Genomic DNA, 22728 nt, shown 5'->3' with positions numbered 1-22728 from the left:
AAGAATTAATTGAAATCTTGCACTTTTCTTCATTTATGAAGAAAGCGCATCTAGAAAAAGAGAAGCTTCGGCTTCTCTTTTTTGATTTTTGGTTATAAAAAAAATTGTCCGATAACTTCACTCACTCACCAATTCCTCTTTTCTTTATCCTTTAAAACAAACAGTTATCAAGGCTTATTTCATTACCATTTTTATGGTTAAGTGCGTAAGTGTTTTGTGCAGGCTTTTTCCTATTTTTGATATAACAAATCAGTCTTAATACCTCCAAAAATGCAACTGGTAATAAGAACAATTATTGTTTATATTTTTCTCCTAGGTTGTATTACGGGTTTCATTTATGTACGTTTGTTTGTGTCACGGAGTTTCTGACAAGAAAATCAAAAAGTTAGCTTTAGAAGAAGGCATAACTGATATCAGAGGCATAAAGAAATGTACCGCGCTTGGCAGCCAATGTGGCAAATGTGTCAAGATGGCGAAGGAAATCCTTAATGAAACAGGCGTAGTACAGTACCAAAAAGCGAGCTAAAACAGTCTCGTGGCTTTTTGACACCTTCTCAATTGGTTCTACAGTTTAATTGGAGCCAAAGAGGAGGTTTTTGTCATGAAAGGCGATCCAATCATTATTCAACATCTCAATAAAATCCTTGGCAATGAGTTAGTTGCCATTAATCAATATTTCCTTCATGCACGAATGTATAAAGACTGGGGCTTAAAGCATCTAGCCGATAAGGAGTATCACGAATCCATCGATGAAATGAATCATGCGGATCATTTGATTGAACGTATTCTGTTTCTTGAAGGCGTCCCTAACTTGCAAGATCTTGGTAAGTTAATGATAGGCGAAGATACCAAAGAGATGCTGGAGTGCGACCTTAAGTTAGAAATGGCCGCGATACCTGATCTAAAAGCTGCCATTGCTTACGCAGAAGACACACACGATTATGTATCCAGAGATCTGTTTCAGGATATATTGGAAGATGAAGAAGAACACGTAGACTGGCTTGAAACGCAACTTGGTTTGATCGACATGACAGGTATTCAAAATTACTTGCAGGCTCAATATGTTGATGAAGATGATGACTAGTCAGAATTAGAACAATCCCGGGCAGCGTGCGATACGCTGCTCTATTCCTACCAGCTTACCTCCACTTGTATCACATTTTTCTTGCTTAAATTGCATTCATTCTGTACTATTCGTGCTCCTTAAAACTCGGTCAATTATCTTTAGTTCCTTGCTTCCTCTGGACGACCGGGCCAATTGTGGAAGCTGAATAATCCGTAAGGAGCAACCAATGCGTCATTACGAAATCGTATTCATGGTGCACCCTGATCAAAGCGAGCAAGTTGCTGGCATGATCGAGCGTTACACTGGTTCTATCACTGAAGCTGGCGGTACTATCCACCGTCTAGAAGACTGGGGTCGTCGTCAACTGGCTTACCCAATCAACAAGCTTCACAAAGCTCACTACGTTCTAATGAACGTTGAAGCTGACCAAGCTGTAATCGATGAGCTAGAAACTGCTTTCCGTTTCAACGATGCAGTTCTACGTAACATGATCATGCGTACTAAAGCGGCTATCACTGAGCAATCTATCATGCTTAAGCAGAAAGAAGAGCGTGCTCCTCGTCGCGAAGAGCGTACTGAAGCTAAGCCAGAAGCAGCTGCTGAGTAATTACTACTCAGAATTAGTACTCAGTCTAGATAACTCACGAGTTTACTCGGATGTGTTTATTTAGGCAGACAACTTTTTTAAATTTAAGATCAGGAGATAGCCCATGGCTCGTTTCTTCCGTCGTCGTAAATTCTGCCGTTTCACTGCAGAAGGCGTACAAGAGATTGATTACAAAGACGTAGCAACTCTTAAAAACTACATCACTGAAGCTGGTAAAATTGTACCTAGCCGTATCACTGGTACAAGCGCTAAGTATCAACGTCAACTAGCTCGCGCTATCAAGCGTTCTCGCTACCTAGCTCTACTACCGTACACTGACAAGCATCAGTAATCGGTCGTTTTATTAAGAAAGAGGATTAAGCAATGCAAGTTATTCTACTTGATAAAATCGGTAACCTAGGTGGTCTTGGTGACACTGTAAACGTTAAATCTGGCTACGCTCGTAACTTCCTTATCCCTCAAGCTAAGGCAGTTATGGCAACTAAAGCTAACGTTGAAATGTTCGAAGCTCGTCGTGCTGAACTAGAAGCTAAAGTTGCTGAGCAACTAGCTGCTTCAGAAGCTCGCGCTGAGAAAGTTAACGCTCTAGAAGCTGTTGTTATCGCTTCTAAAGCTGGTGACGAAGGTAAACTGTTCGGTTCTATCGGTACTCGTGACATCGCTGAAGCAATCACTGCTGCTGGCGTTGAAGTTGCGAAAAGCGAAGTTCGTCTTCCAGAAGGCGCACTACGTAACACTGGTGAGTTCGAGATCAGCGTTCAACTTCACTCTGAAGTTTTCGCGACAGTTAACCTACAAGTTGTTGCTGCTGAGTAATTCAGTATCAAGACGTATTTTAAAAGCACCTCTTAGAGGTGCTTTTTTTATGTCTGGTGTTTGGAGAGTAAGACTAGAATAAGAACAGCAAGTTGACAGAAAAAATGCTGTCTGCTTTTTTCAGCCCTTCTGGCACTCGGTCGTGATATTGACGAGTGTAGGCGAGTTTAAGGGCGATATCTTCTGTGATGTTGTTGGTCACGTTGATATCGGTATCCGCCCTTAGGTTACTGTCACCGGCGACGAGAGTGACGCCTGCTGCTACGCTGAGGTTTTTCAGTACCTGCCAGCTTGAATTGACGTTGCCTCGGAAAATCGCTTCTCTCACCGTTTCTTCGAACACGATATCACTGTCGCCAATCTCATCGGTATTTGGTTCCTGATAGCGAAAACCTGGACCCAGTTCTAACTCCAGTACAAACACCTCGGTATTGGAAAACTGATAACCCAAACCGCCTGAAAGTGTGTAGTCCTTAAAGTAGGCACTGTAGCGAGAATCTACGCCTTTGAAACTGCCATAAAGATAAGTCTTAGGGCTGAGTTTGTAGTCGCTTTGCGCAGTGTAGGTTGACTGACGTTTATCTTCTTCCCCATCTTTATAGAGTAGGTAGTACTTCCACTCACCGCTGGTTCTGTAGCGGCCAGAGAGGTATTCAGCACTGAGTCTAGAGTTGAGAGAGCGCGAGTCTGAGTTTCCGGTGTGCGACTGATAACCGAATTCGACTTCGGTGTCCCAGGGGGAGGGTATCTCAATATCGGTTTGACTTTGTACCGCCTCATCCGCATAGACCACGGAACTGCACAGCAGGCCTGCACTCATGAGCCAAAGTTTCGCCACTCATTACCTCTTATTTGATGGGAAAATTGGGGGGAATAGTAGAGGGTATTCACTCTAATTCCGTCAGTTCTAAGTTAATTCTACACGAGAAGCTTTCAAACTCCTTGTTTATTACAGACATCCGTCTCATTCTGGCTATAATGAGCGGCACAAGTAAGTTGTTGAGCAAGAGCATGGCAGATTCCAGAACAGACAATCGTAATCAAAAACCAGCAGACGCCCAAGTGGATGCAATCAAGGTTCCTCCGCATTCGTTGGAAGCTGAGCAGTCCGTTATTGGTGGTTTGTTGCTTGATAATGAGCGCTGGGATACGGTCGCCGAACGCGTGGTAGCAAAAGACTTCTACAGTCGTCCGCATCGTTTGATGTTTGAAGCGTCGCAGGCGATTTTAGAAGAAAGCCAGCCTCTTGATCTTATTACGCTTTCCGAATTCTTAGAGCAGCGTGAGCAACTTGATGATGTCGGTGGTTTCGCCTATTTAGCAGACTTGGTCAAAAACACCCCAAGTGCAGCGAACATTAACGCTTATGCGGACATTGTCGCAGAACGTGCTCTGACGCGTGAACTGATTGGGGTCGCGAACGAGATTGCTGATGCGGGTTACGATCCTCAGGGACGTACATCGGAAGATTTGCTCGACATGGCAGAAAGTAAGGTTTTCGCTATCGCCGAATCACGCACTACTGAAAGCGAAGGCCCACAGAACGTTGACAACATTCTGGAAAAGACGCTTGAGCGTATCGAAATCCTGTATAAGTCACCGCAAGATGGTGTCACAGGGGTGACGACTGGCTTCACTGACCTGAATAAGAAAACCGCAGGCTTGCAAGGCTCGGATCTGGTGATTGTTGCCGCGCGTCCGTCGATGGGTAAAACGACCTTTGCGATGAACTTGGTAGAAAATGCGGCCATGGCACATGATAAACCTGTTCTAGTATTCTCTCTTGAGATGCCGTCTGAACAGCTGATGATGCGTTCCTTAGCATCGCTTTCCCGTGTTGACCAAACCAAGATTCGTACCGGTCAGCTGGATGATGAGGATTGGGCGCGTATTTCTTCTACTATGGGACTGTTGATGGAGAAAAAGAATATCTTCATTGATGATAGCTCTGGCCTGACGCCAACCGAAGTCCGCTCACGAGCACGACGCATTGCGCGTGACCATGGTGGCTTGTCGATGATCATGGTCGACTACCTTCAGTTGATGCGTGTCCCTTCCCTTGCTGACAATCGTACTTTGGAAATCGCTGAAATTTCCCGTTCACTGAAAGCGCTGGCTAAAGAGCTCAACGTGCCAGTGGTCGCACTGTCGCAGCTCAACCGTTCCTTGGAGCAACGTGCCGATAAACGCCCAGTTAACTCTGACTTGCGTGAATCAGGCTCGATTGAGCAGGATGCCGACTTGATTATGTTCATCTACCGTGACGAAGTGTATCACCCGGACAGCCCGATGAAAGGCACGGCGGAAATCATCCTAGGTAAGCAGCGTAATGGCCCGATTGGTTCGGTACGTTTGACCTTCCAAGGTCAGTGGTCTCGATTTGATAATTATGCTGGTCCAGCGTTTGATGTGGATGAAGAGTAACGCATGAGTTATATGAAAGCGGCAACCGCCTTTATCGATTTAGATGCGTTGCAACACAACCTGAAACAGATTAAATCTCAGGCACCAAACAGCAAAATCATGGCGGTGGTGAAAGCCAACAGTTATGGTCATGGTTTGAGACATGTTGCTAAGCATGCTACGGATGCGGATGCGTTTGGCGTTGCGCGGATTGAAGAGGCGTTGCAACTTCGTGCTTGTGGCGTGGTGACTCCGATTTTATTGCTCGAAGGTTTTTATTCTCCGGGCGATTTACCTGTCTTAGTGACCAACAACATTCAAACCGTTGTGCATTGTGAAGAGCAGCTTGAAGCTCTTGAGCAAGCCGAGCTGGATACCCCTGTTGTGGTCTGGCTTAAAATCGATAGTGGCATGCACCGTCTCGGGGTCAGACCGGAGCAATACACGGACTTTGTCTCTCGCCTCAAGGCGTGTCGTAATGTCGCTAAGCCACTGCGTTATATGAGTCATTTTGGTTGTGCTGATGAGTTGGATAAGTCCACTACGACAGAACAAACTGAATTGTTCTTGGCCCTTACCGATGGTTGTGAAGGAGAGCGTTCACTGGCGGCTTCTGCGGGCTTGCTGGCTTGGCAGAACAGTCAACTCGATTGGGTTAGGCCTGGAATTATCATGTATGGTGTGTCGCCTTTTAACGATAAAACGGCACAGCAGATGGGCTATCAACCAGTCATGACGCTAAAGTCGCATCTCATTGCGGTGCGTGACGTAAAAGCTGGTGAGAGCGTCGGCTATGGCGGGATGTGGACCAGCCAGCGTGACACCAAAGTCGGTGTTATTGCTATTGGCTACGGTGATGGTTACCCGAGAACCGCGCCTAATGGCACCCCAGTGTTAGTCAATGGTCGCAAAGTACCGATTGCGGGAAGAGTGTCGATGGACATGTTGACGGTTGATCTCGGTCCAGATGCCAATGATAAGGTAGGGGATGAGGCAATCCTTTGGGGACAAAGTCTTCCTGCTGAAGAGGTGGCCTGCCATATTGGCACCATTGCTTACGAATTGGTGACTAAACTGACATCGCGAGTTGAAATGGAATATTCCAAATAGCTCACATCGAACCTTTCGTTTTAGGCTGGCTTATTAAGCCAGCCTTTTTATTATTCGCCCTGAATCGTCGCAACTAGGGTGCGGCTTCCGCCATAATCACGATGCTCTCCAAGGTATATTCCTTGCCATGTCCCTAAAGCTAATCGTCCGTTGCTAATGGGTATCATCACGCTGCACCCTAAGGTCGACGCTTTTATGTGGGCGGGCATGTCATCATCACCTTCATAGGTATGCTTGTAGTAAGGGGCACGCTCCGGTACAAATTGGTTAAAGTGCTTTTCCATATCATGACGCACCGTTGGGTCGGCGTTTTCGTTAATGGTCAGGCTTGCAGAAGTATGTTGGATAAATAACTGTAATATTCCGACAGGAAAATCCGCTATTTCTGGAATTTGTTGTTCTATTTCATCGGTGATGAGATGAAATCCGCGTTTTCTCGCGCTCAATTGAATACTCTTCTGAGCCCACATATGGCATCCTCTATAATCTATTTGGCAAATTCAACCTAAGGCGGTAAGGTGAGTGCCAATAGCTAGTCATGGGTTTGAGTGTAACTAAATCACTTAACGTGACTTAACTCAATGATGGTGCAGCCACACTGGTTCATAATTGCACCTTGAAAATTTATTACAAAGTTCTGGCTGCTTGTTGCAATGCGAGAACCGAACTATTTTTGCTTAATCGGGGATTCTACTGGCTGTCGTTTATCTTATTATCCAGCCAACCAATGTAGAATAAAACCTACTGTAACATCGGGATAGTAACCATGTTGAAAAATATCAATCCAACGCAAACATCAGCTTGGAACGCGCTGACTGCGCACTTCGAATCGGCTCAAGATATGGATCTTAAAGAGCTGTTTGCTCAAGACGCTGCGCGTTTTGACAAATTCTCTACGCGTTTCGGTAGCGACATTCTTGTTGATTACTCTAAGAACCTAATCAACGAAGAAACTATGAAGCACCTATTCGCATTAGCTGGCGAAACTGAGCTTAAAGCAGCAATCGAAGCGATGTTCAGTGGTGAAGCAATCAACCAAACTGAAGGCCGCGCCGTACTCCACACAGCACTGCGTAACCGTAGTAACACTCCTGTTATGGTTGATGGCGAAGATGTCATGCCTGCTGTAAATGCCGTGCTAGAAAAAATGAAGTCTTTCACTGAACGTGTTATCGGCGGCGAGTGGAAAGGTTACACTGGTAAAGCGATTACTGATGTCGTGAATATTGGTATCGGCGGTTCTGATCTTGGTCCTTACATGGTGACTGAAGCTCTAGCTCCGTACACAAACCACCTAAATCTACATTTCGTTTCGAACGTTGATGGTACACACATCGTTGAGACGCTTAAGAAAGTAAACCCAGAAACGACACTATTCTTAGTCGCGTCTAAGACGTTTACTACACAAGAGACTATGACCAATGCACACAGTGCTCGTGATTGGTTCCTCGAGTCAGCAGGTGATGAAGCACACGTAGCGAAGCACTTCGCAGCGCTTTCTACCAACGCACCAGCAGTGTCTGAGTTTGGTATCGACACCGACAACATGTTCGAGTTCTGGGACTGGGTTGGCGGTCGTTACTCGCTATGGTCAGCTATCGGTCTTTCAATTGCCCTTGCGGTAGGTTACGACAACTTTGTTGAGTTGCTAGATGGCGCTCATGAAATGGATAACCACTTTGCATCTACTGAGCTAGAAAGCAATATCCCTGTGATCCTAGCGCTGGTGGGCCTGTGGTACAACAACTTCCATGGTGCTGAGTCTGAAGCGATTCTTCCATACGATCAGTACATGCATCGTTTTGCAGCTTACTTCCAACAGGGCAACATGGAGTCTAACGGTAAGTACGTTGACCGTGACGGCAATGCAGTGACTTACCAAACAGGCCCAATTATCTGGGGTGAGCCTGGTACTAACGGTCAGCACGCTTTCTACCAGCTGATTCACCAAGGCACTAAGCTGATCCCTTGTGACTTTATTGCACCTGCTATCAGTCATAACCCTGCAGGCGATCACCACCAGAAGCTTATGTCTAACTTCTTTGCCCAAACTGAAGCGCTTGCTTTTGGTAAGTCGGAAGAGACAGTTAAAGCGGAATTTGCCAAAGCAGGTAAGAGTGAAGAAGAAGCAGCGACGCTAGCACCATTCAAAGTGTTTGAAGGTAACCGACCAACTAACTCGATCCTAGTCAAGCAAATCACACCACGTACGCTAGGTAATCTGATTGCAATGTACGAGCACAAGATCTTCGTCCAAGGTGTTATCTGGAATATCTTCAGCTTCGATCAGTGGGGTGTTGAGTTAGGTAAACAATTGGCTAACCAAATCCTACCTGAGTTAGCTGATGAGTCGGAAATCAGTTCTCACGACAGCTCAACGAATGGTCTGATTAACGCATTCAAAGCTTACAAAGCATAAGCTGATCCGAACTAAGTAAAAACGCCAACCTGTCGGGTTGGCGTTTTTGTTTTGGAGGGATGTCAGATCACATTCGATCTTATTGGTCTACTAATCTGAATTCTTATACTGTGGTATCGATACTAGATTTAGTATCCGTACTCGCGGTGAATTTCTGGCTGAGCAAAGCGACCATCTGATCGTAATACTGCATGTTTGGCTTGTTTCCAAGTAGCTTACACAATTCATTGCCAGTTGGGCTAAAGCGGTAGTAGAGAAGTCGAACCCCTTTGCTGTGCGCTTGAAGTGACAACTGCTTGCCCTGATAGTTAAGCGGTAAAGGGGAATCGAGCTCAATTTCACCTGACTCCAACTCAGTACCATGCATCAGGCCAAGTTCAAATAAGACCAACAGGCTGGAGTAGGGAAGCTGAAAATTACCAACGTTGATATTGCCAGTAATATTACGCTTACCGAAGCTGAAAATCCCTCCTTGTGCCCGATAACCAATCAACAGCTTACGACTGGTATCGCCACCAAAACTGCACGCTAAAGAGGCGGCACGCTGCAACGTCTGCGCTTCTTTTGGAGACATATCCTGTAGCACCTTTAACGCTTTCATTGAGGTTGAGCCTGGGTTAGTGACTTCGCGCTTTAACACTTGTGCCCATAGTCGCTGCATTGAGGAGTTGTGTACTTCCTGAGCCATATTGAAGAAGCGGTGTAGCCAATCCTGATCGGGGTCGCCCGCGGTTTCATCTTTACAGGACAGATGAGCGAGCTTAAGGATTTGTTCGAGGTTTTTCTGTTTCTGCTCTTTGTAACGGCGCTCGCGAATGAGAGCGCGTTCTAATGCGGTTTTTTCTGGTGAGTCTTTTTGTAATAAGGCATCCAAACCATGGGTTTGCGCAATGTTCATCACCCGGCTGGCACTATCTTTGATATAGGTTTGCTTTTTCTCATGCCGTGATTCAGCGCTGGACTCGTGCTCTATAACCACTGGCTTTTGCTTTTCCGACATGTGAATTCCTTGCCCATCAAAGTGTTAAACGTATTTATTAAATTTACCTCTTAACCTGATTGGCTGCCAGAGGAACTATGTGAGCAAGCTTTGAAAATTGGCGCTATGCCAAATGATAATAAGTTGTTAAAATTGTTATCGATGTTTTTGAGGGGCTTATGAAGTTTTTAAATGAGAATAAACTGAAAAAGCACCTGTCAATTGCCCTACTATTTCTGGTTTATCTAGCCGTCTTGGTATATCTCTCTAGATACATATAAAGAAAAGCGGATAATTAACAGGTTGCTTTTATGTTAATCAATATTAGTAGTCATCGTACTCTTCGATAGCGGTGCCTTCTAAAACGTAACCTGTTTCAGCCAGATCATGGTTGATGGTTTCCGTTTTCAGCGTACCGACCACGTAAATAACATCCCACAGCTCTTGCACTGGCGCCCCTTTAGGGAACTTCACGTAGATGATCTGGTTCGGCGGTGGTGGTGGCACGTGAATACATGCACCAAAGTATGGCACCAATAAGAATTCGGTGACTTTGTCCTCATCCCCTTCTAACGGAATGACAAAGCCAGGTATTTTAACCTTACTGCCGTTGAGTTCCTGGCGAACCTTACCCACCAAGGATTGCTTGGCTGCCTGACCAGAGTGATCAGTCACTGGCATACCGTACGAATCGAACTGTTTTCGTTCACTCTCCGGGATCAGATCGATCCAGTCCAGTTTGAGAATATCTTCTTTAGCACTAACCAGAGAGGGCGTCATGAAGCTCATGGCTAGCATGACGACTAAGATTATCTTTTTCATGTTTAAACCCGAATTGTCATCCCATCACTAAGGGATTGTCTGTATGCACGGAACGCTGGAATAAAGCCGATTACAGTACCTGCTAACTGCACAGCTGCAAGCAATATCCACTCATAATGGGATATGGCTACCATCTCAATATTAATTCCATACTGTTGTTGAATTACTGGTGCAACGGTGGCCAATAGCGCATATAAACCTACTACACCCACAGCTAAGCCAACTAAGGTTAAGGCACTGGCTTCGAGAATTAACAGCGACAATACATGCCGTGGCCTCGCTCCCATCGCCCTTAGAATAGCCATCTCTCGACGTCGTTCCTGCAAACTAGTCAGCAAACTCGACAACATTCCCAGAAGTCCGGCGATAACGACGAATACTGAAACCGCCATCAGGGCTTGTTCTGCTACTGACATCATGCCCCACAATTCGTGCAGCGCAACACCCGGCATAATGGCACTCAGTGGCTCTTTAGGGTAGGTGTTGATCTGGCGCTGTAGAGCAAAAGTCTGAATTTTAGAATTCAGGCCAAGAAGCATGGCAGTGATTTGTTTTGGCTGGAAGTTCTGTTTTTCAAGATGCTCAGCACTTGGTGTATTACCTAAGTGGGCGCCAGACTCCCAGCCAACGTGAATCGCCTCAATCGCCTCGAGTGATACATGTACGGTTTTATCTACCGGGGTGCCTGTCGGGGCTAGGATACCAACAACTTTAAATGGCAGGTTGTCATGGCGACTGAATCCAACGTCACTGATGCCGTGGGCAATAATGATTTCTGTGCCTATCTTGTACCCCAGAGAGCGGGCGACATCAGAGCCAATGACGGTCTCAAATAAACCTTCAAATTCGCGTCCCTCAGCGATGGCAATGTTTTGTTTTTTGCCATATCGATAGTGCTCAAAATAGCTGTGGTTGGTGCCCATCACGCGGAAACCTTTGTGTGAGTCTCCGAGTGAAATAGGGATCGCCCACTTCACAGAACGATGATGGCTGAATTCCTGATAACTCTTCCAGTCAATGTTATTGGTGGCGTTGCCGATGCGAAACACTGAGTAGAGCAGCAAGTTTACTTGACCAGAGCGTCCACCGACGATCAGGTCAGTCCCTGAGATAGTATTGGCAAAGCTGCTTTTGGATTGGGTACGGATTCTTTCTACCCCCAGCAGTAAGATGACCGAAATAGCGACGGTTAATATGGTCAGAATGGCAGTGACACGGCGGTTACGGACACTCTTCCAGGCAAGCATAAATGTTGGGGTCATTGTTGAGCTCCTGCCTGATTGATTTGATTAAGGTTTAAGGTACGGTCGAACAGGCTTTCCAGTGTCGGATCATGGCTGACAAACAACAGGGTTGATTGAGCCTGATTGACCTGCTCAAGGAGCAACTCGATAAATGCGGTGCGGTTGTCGTAGTCGAGCGAAGATGTGGGTTCATCGGCAATGATCAGAGCCGGTTTGCCAATCAGAGCACGAGCGGCTGCGACACGCTGTTGCTGACCAATACTCAGTTCTACGACAGGTTTATCCATCAGATGTGCAGGCAGATGAAGTTTTTCCAGAAGTTGAGTGGCGTCTTCAACCAGCGATGTATCGACCTGTGATTTGCGCTGTGCGGAAAACTGGCAGGGCAGGATGACATTTTCAATCACGTTGAGATAGGGCAATAAATTAAATTGCTGAAATATATAGCCAATATGATCGGCACGGAACTTGTCGCGCTGGCTACCTTTCATTTGATTGAGATCTTGACCTAAAACACGTAACTGACCGCTGCTGGTGGTGTTAATACCAGTAAGCAGTCCGAGTAAGGTGGATTTGCCACAGCCACTGGGGCCTTTAATAAAGAGGTGCTCGCCTTTAGTGATATGCAGTTGTTTGATATCGAGTGTCGGAGTTTGATTCCCGGGCCAAGTAAAGGTTACCTGCTCCAGCTCAACAACGCTGTTACTTCTGTTTTCTACCATCGGATCAACCTGAACGAATAGACCTGATAGCCACAAGCTATCAGGTCTTTTTAGACTTAAAGCGAAATCTTAGTGTTGTCTGCAGACAGTTCAAGTGCTGTTTGCACTTTATCTGTCAGTAGGTTAACGCTGATAGATTCTGTCGTTGGGAAAGCCTTGAACCATTGTGTATCGATAGAAGAAAGGGCGTTGATGTCGTCACACTTGAAGTGATATTCGACAGTAAACTCGCCATGGCCACCTTGATGTTCATCATGGTGTTCGTGACCTTCGTGACCTTCGTGACCTTCGTGACCTTCGTGATCATCATGGTCATCGTGGTGTTTGTGCTCATCATGATGCTCGTTATGCTTTTCGTGGTCGTGGTCGTGGTCGTGGTCGTGGTCGTGGTCGTGGTCGTCAGCACCTAATGTGTGGGTTACTGACTGATGCTCAACCTTACAACCTGCTGCTGATGCAAGAGTGAAAATAGAATCTGCATTTTCTAGTTTAGTGACTGCGTCTTTTAGGGCTTTTTCTTGTTCTGCTGTTTTTGGAGCATGTTCAAAGCCCACAACATCAGCACCAGGAGCTGTAATTTCCATTAGAAGCTCTTTACCATCTTGAGCGATGTTTAGCTCAACGTGGCCGTGCACGTGAGCTTCGTGTTGACGGAATCCTTCTTCAGCGAAAGCGGTAGTACTTAGGGCAAGACCAACCAGTGTTGCAATTTTTGTCATTGAGTTCATTGTGAATCCTAATAAAGTGTTTTGATAAAATATATGGCTATTGATATGAAACAGCACGTAAAAAATCTGGGTTAACTGATCAATCTCATCGGGGGAGATCGTGCTTGATAGGCAAAGGCTGGCTGCTGGTAGAAGTGGTAATCATCCCGCACGACGAATACATCTGGTAATGAGGTATCGATGAGTGCCAGAGATAAATAGCTCATGCCGTGTTGTGCGCAAGAGAATAGCTGGCAGTGATGATCACTGTGATGTGCAGACGAGATATCGTATTGGTGGTCGATGTAGGCGAAACCCATCCATAGCATCAGCACAATGCCACACAAGGCAAGCGCGGCTGAGCGTCTGGTTAGATTAGGATGAGTTGGAATCACAGCGTTTCATTCAATACGAAAAAAGAGCTGTTATGTTATAACAACTCTTCGGGAAACGCTAAGATCAAATGAGATTAGATATTATCTTTAATCAGGGTCAGAACCTGTTGAATTTCGTCACTATTTAGTGCGCCTTCTTTAACAAACAGGACGTTACCTTGCTTGTCTTGCACTACGATAGCAGACGATTCTTCCTGAAGTTCCCAAGCACCGGCAACCACACCCTCTTCATCAAGTACCATTGAAGACCATGGGAATTCTTTTTTGCTGTCTTCTGCTGAGGATTTTACAAACGAGCCTGTTCCCCAGATAGCATCATCTTGGTTAATGATGGACGTGGTCTGGTAGCTTTCCGCTGGGAATTTAGCCGCTGTAATGGCTGACATGAGTGGTGCATTCAGCTCTTTCGAACTGCTGCGTCCGGCGATGGCTTGGATCACACGTACCTTGCCTAACATGTCCTGAGAAGACCATTGTTGATAAGTCGTATCATTGTCCTTGACCATAATTTCACCATAGCTGGCCACTTCAACGGTCGGAACTGCCTGGCCGACAGTGATGTTATGCGCCAGTGCAAACATGGGAGAGCATGCTACTGCCAAAGCTATTAGAGTCTTGTTTTTCATTATTTTGTTCCTTCTTAGTAAGCGGAAAAAGTATATACCGAAAAATTCTCAGTCGCTGAAGAAAACCAATTGTGTTAATGATTTGTTGTTTATTTGTGATCTTGCTTCTTGTTGGTCTTGGATTAATGTGTATGATGTATTGTAAGCCTATCAGGAAGAGAGGCTGAACCAAGGAAAGGTTCATATCGCAAATGGATATTGAGGTAGTTATGCTGCGCGAATTTACGAAATATCGACCACGTCAGGTGGCACGCTTTGTTAAGACGTTATTCAAGGGACAGTTTGTCATTTCAGGAATTGGTGAGTTTAGATTTGATAACGGTAAAGTCCTGATGCCGGACATAAAAGATAAAAAGAAAATGAATACCTTCAAGGAAATCAATCAGGCCATTACGGTGTTACCTGTGTAGGAAAATAAAAAGTCGCCCAATTGGGCGACTTTTTGCTTTATAGCGTTTAGTTTTCTGGCGGGAAGCACACGCCAGTGCCGCCTAACCCACAATAGCCATTTGGATTCTTGGCTAAATACTGCTGATGGTAGCTTTCCGCATAATAGTAGCGACCAGCAGGCAGGATTTCGGTGGTAATAGACGAGGTTTCTTGTCCGAGCAACGCTTGATATTCGTCTCTTGATTGTATTGCTGCCTGATATTGTTCGTCGCTATGCACGTAAATAGCAGAACGGTACTGGGTGCCTAAGTCGTTGCCCTGACGCATTCCTTGAGTTGGGTTATGACGCTCCCAAAATTTTTGCAGCAGTTGGTTAAGGCTAATGACTGCAGGGTCAAAAACAATCCGCACCACTTCAGTATGACCTGTCTGACCTGAGCAGACTTCTTCGTAGGTTGGGTTAGGTGTAAAGCCACCAGCGTATCCCACCGAAGTACTGATCACGCCCTCAAGTTGCCAAAACAGACGCTCTGCGCCCCAAAAACATCCCATGCCGAACACGATTTCTTCGCAGCCTTCAGCAGGTGGTGCGGTTAAACTGGATTGATTGACAAAGTGTGTGTCGTCAATAGCTAGTGGCTGCTCACGCCCCGGCAAAGCCTGCTGAGCAGTGATCATGGTTTGTTTGTCGAGCATAGTGAATATCCTTAAATTAACAATCTTGAGAGTAGACCGCCTAATTGACTGTTTTCGTACAGACTTATTTTATGAGTGGCGTTATTATTCCGTTACGATTTTGAGGTAGTAAATAGAACATGATAAGAAAGTCATTACCAGCCCTTCTCCTTCTCAGCAGTTTTCCTGTTTTTGCACAGGAGATCGATGTGTCCGTCGAGGGCTTGTCAGGTGAACTGGAAAAGAATGTTGACGCTTATCTTTCGTCTATACCTGCCGAAGAGTATAACACCAGCCTTCGTTTTCAAGCCCGATTAGAAAAGAGCCTGACCGAAGCGCTCAACGCGCTGGGCTACTACCATCCTGATTTTTCTTTTCAGATCGTTGATGAAGACAGTGAGCTGATTGTTACAGTCACTCCGGGTGAACCCGTCACGATCAAAGAAGTCGATATCCAAATCACTGGTGAGGCCAGCGACGATCGATCATTTAAGGCCTTGATTCGCAAAAGTGGCCTTAAGGAAGGCCAAATCCTCAACCATAGTCAGTATGATGGCCTGAAGTCTGGGATTCGCAATCTGGCTTTGCAGAAAGGCTACTTTGAGGGCGATTTCACCGCCAGTCGTCTTGAGGTTGCACCTGATCTCAATCAAGCCTTTATACGTCTTCATTTTGATAGTGGCATACGTTACTCGTTTGGCGAGAACCTGATCACGGGCAGTCAAATCGAACAAGATCGGGTTAACTCTTTATCGCCTTATCAGCAAGGCGACCCTTATCAGGTTTCTGAGGTCGGCGCTTACAACCAGAACCTGTCAAACACAGACTGGTTCTCATCGGTATTTGTGGAACCAGACTTGTCTATGCTGGGCAAGAGCAGAGAGCTACCAATGAAAGTGTCTTTGGCACCACAGGCAAAAAATAAGTTGGAAACCGGCCTTGGTTACTCTACCGATGTGGGCGTTCGAGGCTCTCTGAAATGGAAGAAGCCTTGGGTCAACTCTCGTGGTCATAGTTTTGACAGCAGTTTTTCTCTCTCTAACCCAGAACAGACCATTACGGCCGGCTATCGGATTCCGCTTGAAGATGCATTAAATGAGTACTACCGCATTCGCTATGGTATGAAAAACGTCGACAATCGAGATACGAAAAGTCTCGAGTCCAATCTTGCGCTGGAGCGGCATTGGGCCTTGGACAATGGTTGGCATAGAACCGTGTTTGTTCGTTACCTATTGGAAAACTATGAGCAAGGTCTGCAAGATGACTCTGGGCAATTCCTTTTACCCGGGATCACATACAGTCGTAGTCGTATTCGTGGTGGCGCGATGCCACGCTGGGGGGATCGCCAAAGCCTGACTATCGAATATGGTGATGATAGCTTGATATCAGAAACACGTGTACTGCGCCTCCAGGCGGGCACGTCATGGATCCGTAGTGCAGGGCGCAACCATCGCGGTATTTTGCGTCTAGATGGAGGCGCTAACTTAGCAGATGATTTTGATAAATTGTCTCCGTCACTGCGCTTCTTCGCTGGTGGTGACAACAATTTGCGTGGTTATGGATATGAGTCTATTTCCCCGAAAGACAGCAGCGGCGCATTGACGGGTGCCAAATACATCGCCACCTCATCTTTAGAGTATCAATACCGAGTGTATGGTAACTGGTGGGGGGCGGTGTTTTATGATTACGGTGACGCTTTTAATGATAACCCCGACTTTAAACGTGGCACTGGTTTTGGTGTCCGCTGGGCCTCGCCTGTGGGTCCAATCCGTCTTGATTTTGCCTGGGGCCTTGATGCCACTCCGGGTGACGAATTTAAAATCCATTTCACGTTAGGGCCTGAACTATGACCAAGGTTGTTTTTAAATGGTCTAAGTGGCTGTCTATCTCATTGATCAGCTTATTGGTGGCGATTGCCATTGCCTTAGCGGCAGTACTGTTTACAACTCCGGGGCTTAAACTGGTGCTGTGGGGAGCAGAAAAGTTTGTGCCTCAGTTGAAAGTCGAGTCCTATTCAGGGGCGATTTTTCCGCGCTTTACACTTAATGGTGTTGTGTTTAAAGATGACTCATTTAACGTCGATGTGCAGGCTCGCTCAATCACGTTGGCGGTTAATGCTGCTTGCCTGACAGAGCCTAGCGTTTGTGTCGATGAACTCGCGGTAGATGGCCTTAAATTTGATATGCCGGAATTGCCGCAGAGCACCGCAACGCCGGGTGAACCTGTGGCTGAAGAAAATGGTCCAGTGACAGCGCCTGTACCCATTAAAGTCAAACGCGTTGCCTTGACCGACATATCTCTGGATATTCTAGGTAATCAGGTCAACTGGCAGTCTTTCACCACTGGATTAGCGTTTCAGGGCAATCGTCTACGAATCAACAAAACGGCGCTCGACTCCATTCGCGTCGCACTGGCACCAAGTGATACCAGTGAAGCAGCCCCTGCTGCAAGTCCTTCTACGGATGCTAACGCACCGATAGCCTTACCAAACATTACCTTACCGCTGCAAATTGAAGTAGTGCGATTGGATGTGAATGATTTTGAGCTGCAACAACCCACTCCTGTAGTCGTGAACCATCTGGGGTTGGAGGCGAGTGCGGCCCGCTCCCAAGTTAAGGTTGATACTCTTGAGTTGGATATGCCTGAAGTCGAAGGTCATCTGAGTACAACGGTGACCCTAGCAGACGACTATCCGTTGGTTCTGGAGCTGAATGCCAAAGTGAAGCAGGAGATAGCGGATGGACAGACAGTCAAACTGCATGCGACCGGAAGTGTTGCTGACTTGGCGCTAAAGGCAGACTTCGGTGGTTTAGCGAAGGCACATCTTGAAGCGGCACTGCAGCCACTAAATGCTGAACTTCCTTTTGAACTGACTTTGCGTGATGGTGATCTTCAATGGCCGTTGAAAGGGCAAGGTGATTATTTTGCCACAATACGCAACTTGCATACTCAAGGTTCGCTAAACGGCTACAGTGTTGAGCTCGATTCGGCTCTGAAAGGCAAGCAAATACCTGATGTTGACCTGACTCTACAGGGCAAAGGGGATTTAAACCAAATCGATCTTCAGTCCCTCTCTATACAAACTTTAGGTGGGGAGGTGAGTGGTACGGTGATGGCCAATTGGCAAGCGCCGATTAACTGGGCAGCAAACCTTTCACTGAAGGACATTCAACCGGGCCTACAGTGGCAGCAGGCGGAAGGTAATATTAGCGGCAAATTAGCCACTACAGGTTCACTGACAGAGCAAGGTGGTTGGCAGGTTGAGTTACCAACATTAGATATTGACGGCATTTTGCGAGATTACCCGCTGAACATAGAAGGTGCGCTGTCTGCTTCCGATAAAGCGGGCACTGGTGAGCTCAAGATTGATACGCCACGCTTAGTCCTATCTCATGGACCGAATAACCTGACGGCTAAAGGTGATGTTGAACAAAACCTAAACATGCAGCTAGCCGTTGATTTTCCGGATATCGCTAAGTCCGTCCCTGATGTAAAAGGCAGTGCACAAGGTCAGATTAAGCTTACTGGTAAGCTGGATAAACCTCTGGTTGGTGTTGATCTCAATGTGAAAGCTATTAAGTGGCAGCAAGATGTGCAGGTAGAGGGTGTTTCGCTGCAAGGGCAGATCTCTCCAATGCCTTTACCTTCCGGCGAATTGCAGCTCAACGTTGCCAACGCCAAGTACCAAGATTATCTGATTGATAAAGTGTTATTAAATTTTGATGGCGAGCAACAGCAGCACGCATTGACTCTGGATCTTGAGTCAAACATCGCCTCAACGAAATTGGCGATTAAAGGTGCGTTGCAAGATAAGCCTGAGTTGATGTGGAAAGGTGCGTTAGAGCGCATGTCATTGACCTCAGAGCAAGGTACGTGGAATTTGAATCAACCGACTCAGTTAGAGTTTCTCATCGACTCACAACAAGCTTTCGTTGCGGCCCATTGTTGGTTACAAGCTGATGCTTCGATTTGTCTCGATCAGGATGTGAACGCGGGTCAAAGTGGCGAAGCGCATCTTTCCATCAAACAATTCGATTTTGAGCAGGTTAAAGCGTTTGTGCCTCAAGCGATTAAATTAGAGGGTGGTGTTAATGCCACAGCGATGGCGAAATGGGCACCAGAGCAAGCGCCGCAAGTCGTGATGAAGTTAGAAATGCCAAAAGGGTCGGTCACGCAAAATAATGAGCAACCTGTGCACCTTGGCTGGGAGTCACTTAAGCTCAATGCTTCTCTGGCAGAAAATTCCTTACACGCTGATTGGCTGCTCGATGTGGCTGACAATGGAGACATTTCAGGTGAGCTGAATATTCCGGATGTGCTAGCGAAAGATAAGCAAATCGACGGGCGGCTTGGGTTAACCACATTTAACCTCGACTTTCTTGCGCCTATTCTTGGTGATTACAGCAAGCTTAAATCAAACATTGCCACTGAACTGACTTTCTCAGGACCAGTCATGCAGCCTAAGGTGCAAGGTCAGTTTGTAGTGGATGATATTTTGCTCAAAGGTGAAATTACTCCCGTTGAGATTGATTCGGGTAAATTGACCGTTAATTTCTCGGGTTACGATGCCACGCTGGCCGCTGCGATCGATACACCTGATGGCAAACTAGAAGTTGCGGGCGATGCCGACTGGCGAGACCTGAAAGATTGGCAAACCAATGTGCGCGTGTTTGCCGAAGAGCTATTGGTTGATGTACCACCTATGGCAAAAATAAAGGTGGTGCCTGACATGACCATATCCGCTTCGCCTAAGCAGGCTCGCATTGACGGTAACATCTCTCTGCCTTGGGGACGGATAGTGGTAGAAGAATTGCCACCAAGTGCGATTGGGGTGTCTAAAGATCAGGTGATTCTTAACGATCAGTTAGAGCCAGAGCAAGAAACTGCCAGTGTTCCATTCAGTGTCCAGACCAACATCAATATCAAAATTGGGGATGATTTTAAGCTGTCTGCGTTTGGTCTTGAGGGGGGACTGTCAGGTAACCTCAATGTTGCTCAGCGTGATAAAGGGCCATTTGTAACCGGAGAAGTGAACATTGTTGACGGTTCGTACCGTTCCTTCGGTCAGGACCTTTTGATTAAGCAAGGTAAGATCCTGATGAACGGCCCGGTTGACCAACCTTATGTCCAGATCACCGCGATCCGAAATCCGGACAATACTCAGGATGAAGTGACGGCTGGTGTCAGGGTGACGGGGCCTGCTGATGAGCCAAGTGTGACCATTTTCTCTGAACCTGCGATGCCGCAGGCTAATGCACTGTCTTACTTACTACGTGGGCAGAATATTGATGGTGAATCTGGTGGCAACTCAATGACGACCACGCTGATAGGATTGAGTCTGGCACAAAGTGGTCGTGTCGTGGGTCAAATTGGTGAAGCGTTTGGTGTTCAGGACTTGCAAGTTGACACCGCGGGCTCTGGTGATGACTCGCAAGTGACGGTCAGTGGTTATGTTCTACCGGGTTTGCAGGTTAAATATGGTGTTGGCATCTTTGACTCAGTGGGTGAGTTCACGGTGCGTTATCGTCTGATGCAGGATCTGTACGTGGAGGCGATGTCAGGTCTGGACAGTGCTGTCGATCTGCTGTATCAGTTTGAGTTCAATTAATCATTAAGTTAGGTGGCAGGATGCAACATTTACTCTTTGTGTATGGAACCCTACGTCAGGGCGAAAGTAACCATAATTTTTTGGCTGATAGCCAATGCTTGGGGCATTTTGAAACACCGCCGCACTACGCTTTGTATGATTTGGGCACCTATCCAGCAGTAATCGAAGGTCATGATACGATTCTAGGTGAAGTGTACCTGATTGATGATGAGACTCTGGCTAGGGTGGATAAACTCGAAGACGTGCCCGTCGAATATCGACGCGAGCAGATTGAGACACCTTTTGGTGAAGCTTGGATATACTTGTATCAAGACGGTAGCATGCTCGATACCATCATTTCATCAGGGGATTGGTGTCAGAGGGTTTAGCTGCTATAGCCATGGAAAAAGAGCCAGCATTGCTGGCTCTTTTTATTATTTCTGTGCGCGTTCGTAAGACTCTAGAATCTCTTTGCGAGCTGACTCTACGTCTTCCCAACCGTCGACTTTTACCCACTTGCCAGACTCAAGCTCTTTGTAACGCTCAAAGAAGTGCGTGATCTGTGCTTTTAGCAGCTCAGGCAGGTCGTTTACGTCTTTGATGTGATCGTATTCTTTTGACAGCTTAGTGTGTGGTACCGCCACTACTTTCGCATCTTCACCAGACTCATCCGTCATTTTTAGAACACCGACTGGACGGCAGCGGATTACTGAACCAGGCATCAGAGGGTGTGGTGTTGGAACCAAAACGTCTACCGGATCACCGTCTAGAGACAGAGTGTGGTTTACGTAACCATAGTTACATGGGTAGAACATAGGTGCAGACATAAAGCGGTCGACGAACACAGCACCTGAATCTTTGTCTACTTCATATTTGATTGGATCAGCGTTAGCTGGGATTTCAATCACTACATAGAGGTCATCAGGAAGAGACTTACCTGCTGGTACGTTGTTTAAACTCATTAAGAAAGTTCCTTTTTTAGTTTGTACCTCAATGAGGCACACGGGCTGAATATAAGACCGGAATACCTTACTGCTAAACTCGGTTTTATGTAAACCAACTAAGGCGAGATTTTGCTCAAGAAAATGTGAAAAAGGCGCTCGAAAGCGCCTTTATATTTAATCTTCTGGATGGCGTTCTAAGAACTCTTCCACTTTTTTGACCATGTTTTTTGAGCCAACAAAGAAAGGCACACGTTGGTGCAGTTCGGTTGGTTTGAGGTCCATGATACGAGTTTTACCATCAGACGCTACACCGCCAGCTTGCTCAATGATATAAGCCATTGGATTGCATTCGTATAGCAAACGCAGCTTACCGTTTGGATGGCTTTGCGTACTTGGGTAGAGGTAGATACCACCCTTAAGCAGGTTGCGGTGGAAATCGGCAACCAGTGAACCGATATAGCGCGATGTATATGGGCGATGCTCACTTGGCTCGTTTTCCTGACAGTATTTGATGTACTTCTTCACACCCATCGGGAAGCGAATGTAGTTACCTTCGTTGATCGAGTAGATGGTACCGTCTTCAGGAATCATCATGTTTTCATGAGACAGGCAGAATGTGCCCAGAGATGGATCGTAGGTAAAGCCATTGACGCCTTTACCAGTTGTGTACACCAACATCGTTGAAGAGCCGTAGATTACGTAACCGGCAGCGACCTGCTTGTGGCCTGGCTGAAGGAAATCTTCTTCTGTCGGTGGGGTGCCAATAGGTGACACACGACGGTAAATCGAGAAGATGGTACCGACTGACACGTTGACATCGATGTTTGAAGACCCATCTAGCGGATCCATCAGGACCACGTATTTCGCGTTTTTGTTCAGCTCTTTATTGAACGCAACGGCTTCGTCTTCTTCTTCACTGGCAACACCACAAACTTGATCACGGGCTTCTAGCGCTGCTTTAAACTTTTCATTCGCGTAAACATCCAGCTTCTGCTGGTCTTCACCCTGTACGTTCTCAGTACCGACTGCACCGGTAATGTCACCAAGACCAGCTGCGTTGATTTCGCGGTTAACGATTTTTGCAGCAAGTCGGATAGAAGAAAGTAGGGATGATAGATCACCGCTAGCGTGGGGGAAGTCCGCTTGTTTCTCAACAATGAACTCGCCAAGGGTGCGCATTCCAGACATGATTTTTCCTTTAAGTCGCTTCAATATA

At 46.4% G+C, this 22728-nt stretch carries 24 protein-coding genes; 12 read left to right on the top strand and 12 right to left on the bottom strand.

Annotated elements, in window-relative coordinates:
• The first annotated feature begins 337 nt into the window (after window positions 1-337).
• The 5 genes from VIC_RS05455 (at window position 338) to rplI (ending at window position 2489) form a co-directional block, all read left to right on the top strand.
• Window positions 338-526 carry a (2Fe-2S)-binding protein gene (locus tag VIC_RS05455; protein ID WP_006958359.1) on the top strand — a complete coding sequence of 63 codons (189 nt, stop codon included), beginning with the start codon at window positions 338-340 and terminating at the stop codon, window positions 524-526.
• Window positions 527-601: 75 nt separating this feature from the next.
• The gene (bfr, locus tag VIC_RS05450; RefSeq protein WP_006958356.1) at window positions 602-1084 is read left to right on the top strand and encodes a bacterioferritin; all 483 of its coding nucleotides are present in this window, start codon (window positions 602-604) and stop codon (window positions 1082-1084) included.
• A gap of 208 nt (window positions 1085-1292) precedes the next feature.
• On the top strand, window positions 1293-1673 hold the full coding sequence (gene rpsF / locus VIC_RS05445) for a 30S ribosomal protein S6 (protein ID WP_006958355.1): 381 nt from the start codon (window positions 1293-1295) through the stop codon (window positions 1671-1673).
• Window positions 1674-1776: 103 nt separating this feature from the next.
• Window positions 1777-2004, top strand: a complete 228-nt coding sequence (gene rpsR / locus VIC_RS05440) for a 30S ribosomal protein S18 (protein WP_000090472.1) — start codon at window positions 1777-1779, stop codon at window positions 2002-2004.
• A gap of 32 nt (window positions 2005-2036) precedes the next feature.
• Window positions 2037-2489 carry a 50S ribosomal protein L9 gene (gene rplI, locus VIC_RS05435; RefSeq protein WP_006958354.1) on the top strand — a complete coding sequence of 151 codons (453 nt, stop codon included), beginning with the start codon at window positions 2037-2039 and terminating at the stop codon, window positions 2487-2489.
• A 73-nt stretch (window positions 2490-2562) separates the two neighbouring features.
• On the opposite strand, the gene VIC_RS05430 is transcribed toward rplI, so the two are convergent.
• A complete protein-coding gene (locus VIC_RS05430; RefSeq protein ID WP_006958351.1) occupies window positions 2563-3309 on the bottom strand; it encodes a DUF481 domain-containing protein in 747 nt (248 codons plus the stop codon).
• 191 nt (window positions 3310-3500) lie between these two features.
• Here VIC_RS05430 and VIC_RS05425 point away from each other — a divergent pair, with 191 nt between their 5' ends.
• Window positions 3501-4913: a replicative DNA helicase gene (locus VIC_RS05425; protein WP_006958349.1), complete on the top strand. Its 1413-nt coding sequence runs from the start codon at window positions 3501-3503 to the stop codon at window positions 4911-4913.
• Window positions 4914-4916: 3 nt separating this feature from the next.
• Window positions 4917-6002, top strand: a complete 1086-nt coding sequence (alr, locus tag VIC_RS05420) for an alanine racemase (protein WP_006958347.1) — start codon at window positions 4917-4919, stop codon at window positions 6000-6002.
• A gap of 50 nt (window positions 6003-6052) precedes the next feature.
• Here alr and VIC_RS05415 read toward each other — a convergent pair whose 3' ends face one another.
• Window positions 6053-6472 carry a secondary thiamine-phosphate synthase enzyme YjbQ gene (locus tag VIC_RS05415; RefSeq protein WP_006958345.1) on the bottom strand — a complete coding sequence of 140 codons (420 nt, stop codon included), beginning with the start codon at window positions 6470-6472 and terminating at the stop codon, window positions 6053-6055.
• 296 nt (window positions 6473-6768) lie between these two features.
• On the opposite strand from VIC_RS05415, the gene pgi reads away from it, so the two are divergent.
• Window positions 6769-8421 (top strand): glucose-6-phosphate isomerase, encoded by a 1653-nt coding sequence (pgi, locus tag VIC_RS05410; protein WP_006958343.1) that lies wholly within the window; start codon window positions 6769-6771, stop codon window positions 8419-8421.
• 103 nt (window positions 8422-8524) lie between these two features.
• Here the strand turns inward: pgi and VIC_RS05405 are convergent, their stop codons facing one another.
• From VIC_RS05405 to VIC_RS05375, 7 genes are all read right to left on the bottom strand, one after another.
• Window positions 8525-9421 carry a TIGR03899 family protein gene (locus VIC_RS05405; RefSeq protein WP_006958341.1) on the bottom strand — a complete coding sequence of 299 codons (897 nt, stop codon included), beginning with the start codon at window positions 9419-9421 and terminating at the stop codon, window positions 8525-8527.
• Between the two features lie 303 nt (window positions 9422-9724).
• Window positions 9725-10222, bottom strand: a complete 498-nt coding sequence (locus VIC_RS05400; protein WP_006958339.1) for a DUF3299 domain-containing protein — start codon at window positions 10220-10222, stop codon at window positions 9725-9727.
• Between the two features lie 2 nt (window positions 10223-10224).
• Window positions 10225-11484 carry an ABC transporter permease gene (locus tag VIC_RS05395; protein WP_006958338.1) on the bottom strand — a complete coding sequence of 420 codons (1260 nt, stop codon included), beginning with the start codon at window positions 11482-11484 and terminating at the stop codon, window positions 10225-10227.
• The gene (locus tag VIC_RS05390; RefSeq protein ID WP_006958337.1) at window positions 11481-12188 is read right to left on the bottom strand and encodes an ABC transporter ATP-binding protein; all 708 of its coding nucleotides are present in this window, start codon (window positions 12186-12188) and stop codon (window positions 11481-11483) included. Before VIC_RS05390 ends, VIC_RS05395 begins: the two co-directional genes overlap by 4 nt.
• 56 nt (window positions 12189-12244) lie before the next feature.
• Entirely contained in the window at window positions 12245-12916 is a 672-nt protein-coding gene (gene zrgA / locus VIC_RS05385; RefSeq protein WP_006958334.1) for a zinc uptake protein ZrgA, read from the bottom strand.
• A gap of 71 nt (window positions 12917-12987) precedes the next feature.
• Window positions 12988-13290, bottom strand: a complete 303-nt coding sequence (locus tag VIC_RS05380; RefSeq protein WP_050778591.1) for a DUF2607 family protein — start codon at window positions 13288-13290, stop codon at window positions 12988-12990.
• Between the two features lie 74 nt (window positions 13291-13364).
• Window positions 13365-13916, bottom strand: coding sequence for a YtfJ family protein (locus tag VIC_RS05375; RefSeq protein WP_038159636.1), 552 nt, complete (start codon window positions 13914-13916; stop codon window positions 13365-13367).
• A 209-nt stretch (window positions 13917-14125) separates the two neighbouring features.
• On the opposite strand from VIC_RS05375, the gene VIC_RS05370 reads away from it, so the two are divergent.
• On the top strand, window positions 14126-14326 hold the full coding sequence (locus VIC_RS05370; protein ID WP_029236268.1) for a DUF1107 domain-containing protein: 201 nt from the start codon (window positions 14126-14128) through the stop codon (window positions 14324-14326).
• Window positions 14327-14372: 46 nt separating this feature from the next.
• Here VIC_RS05370 and msrA read toward each other — a convergent pair whose 3' ends face one another.
• On the bottom strand, window positions 14373-15002 hold the full coding sequence (msrA, locus tag VIC_RS05365) for a peptide-methionine (S)-S-oxide reductase MsrA (RefSeq protein ID WP_006958322.1): 630 nt from the start codon (window positions 15000-15002) through the stop codon (window positions 14373-14375).
• A gap of 119 nt (window positions 15003-15121) precedes the next feature.
• Between msrA and tamA the strand changes: the two genes are divergently transcribed.
• Genes tamA through VIC_RS05350 form a run of 3 tightly spaced genes read left to right on the top strand, consistent with a single transcriptional unit; the run spans window position 15122 to window position 20957 of the window.
• Window positions 15122-16831, top strand: coding sequence for an autotransporter assembly complex protein TamA (tamA, locus tag VIC_RS05360; RefSeq protein WP_039951297.1), 1710 nt, complete (start codon window positions 15122-15124; stop codon window positions 16829-16831).
• Window positions 16828-20589, top strand: a complete 3762-nt coding sequence (tamB, locus tag VIC_RS05355) for an autotransporter assembly complex protein TamB (protein WP_006958320.1) — start codon at window positions 16828-16830, stop codon at window positions 20587-20589. The genes tamA and tamB overlap by 4 nt, the downstream gene beginning before the upstream one ends.
• Before the next feature lie 20 nt (window positions 20590-20609).
• On the top strand, window positions 20610-20957 hold the full coding sequence (locus tag VIC_RS05350) for a gamma-glutamylcyclotransferase family protein (RefSeq protein ID WP_006958319.1): 348 nt from the start codon (window positions 20610-20612) through the stop codon (window positions 20955-20957).
• Window positions 20958-21002: 45 nt separating this feature from the next.
• Here the strand turns inward: VIC_RS05350 and ppa are convergent, their stop codons facing one another.
• Window positions 21003-21530: an inorganic diphosphatase gene (gene ppa / locus VIC_RS05345; RefSeq protein ID WP_006958318.1), complete on the bottom strand. Its 528-nt coding sequence runs from the start codon at window positions 21528-21530 to the stop codon at window positions 21003-21005.
• A gap of 156 nt (window positions 21531-21686) precedes the next feature.
• A complete protein-coding gene (gene fbp / locus VIC_RS05340) occupies window positions 21687-22700 on the bottom strand; it encodes a class 1 fructose-bisphosphatase (RefSeq protein ID WP_006958317.1) in 1014 nt (337 codons plus the stop codon).
• Window positions 22701-22728: the final 28 nt, after the last annotated feature.

Origin of the sequence: Vibrio coralliilyticus ATCC BAA-450 (assembly GCF_000176135.1) — a bacterium.
GTDB classification, from domain to species: Bacteria; Pseudomonadota; Gammaproteobacteria; order Enterobacterales; family Vibrionaceae; genus Vibrio; species Vibrio coralliilyticus.
Note: the sequence above shows the minus strand (reverse complement) of the source record. Positions and strands in the feature narration are given on the sequence as shown.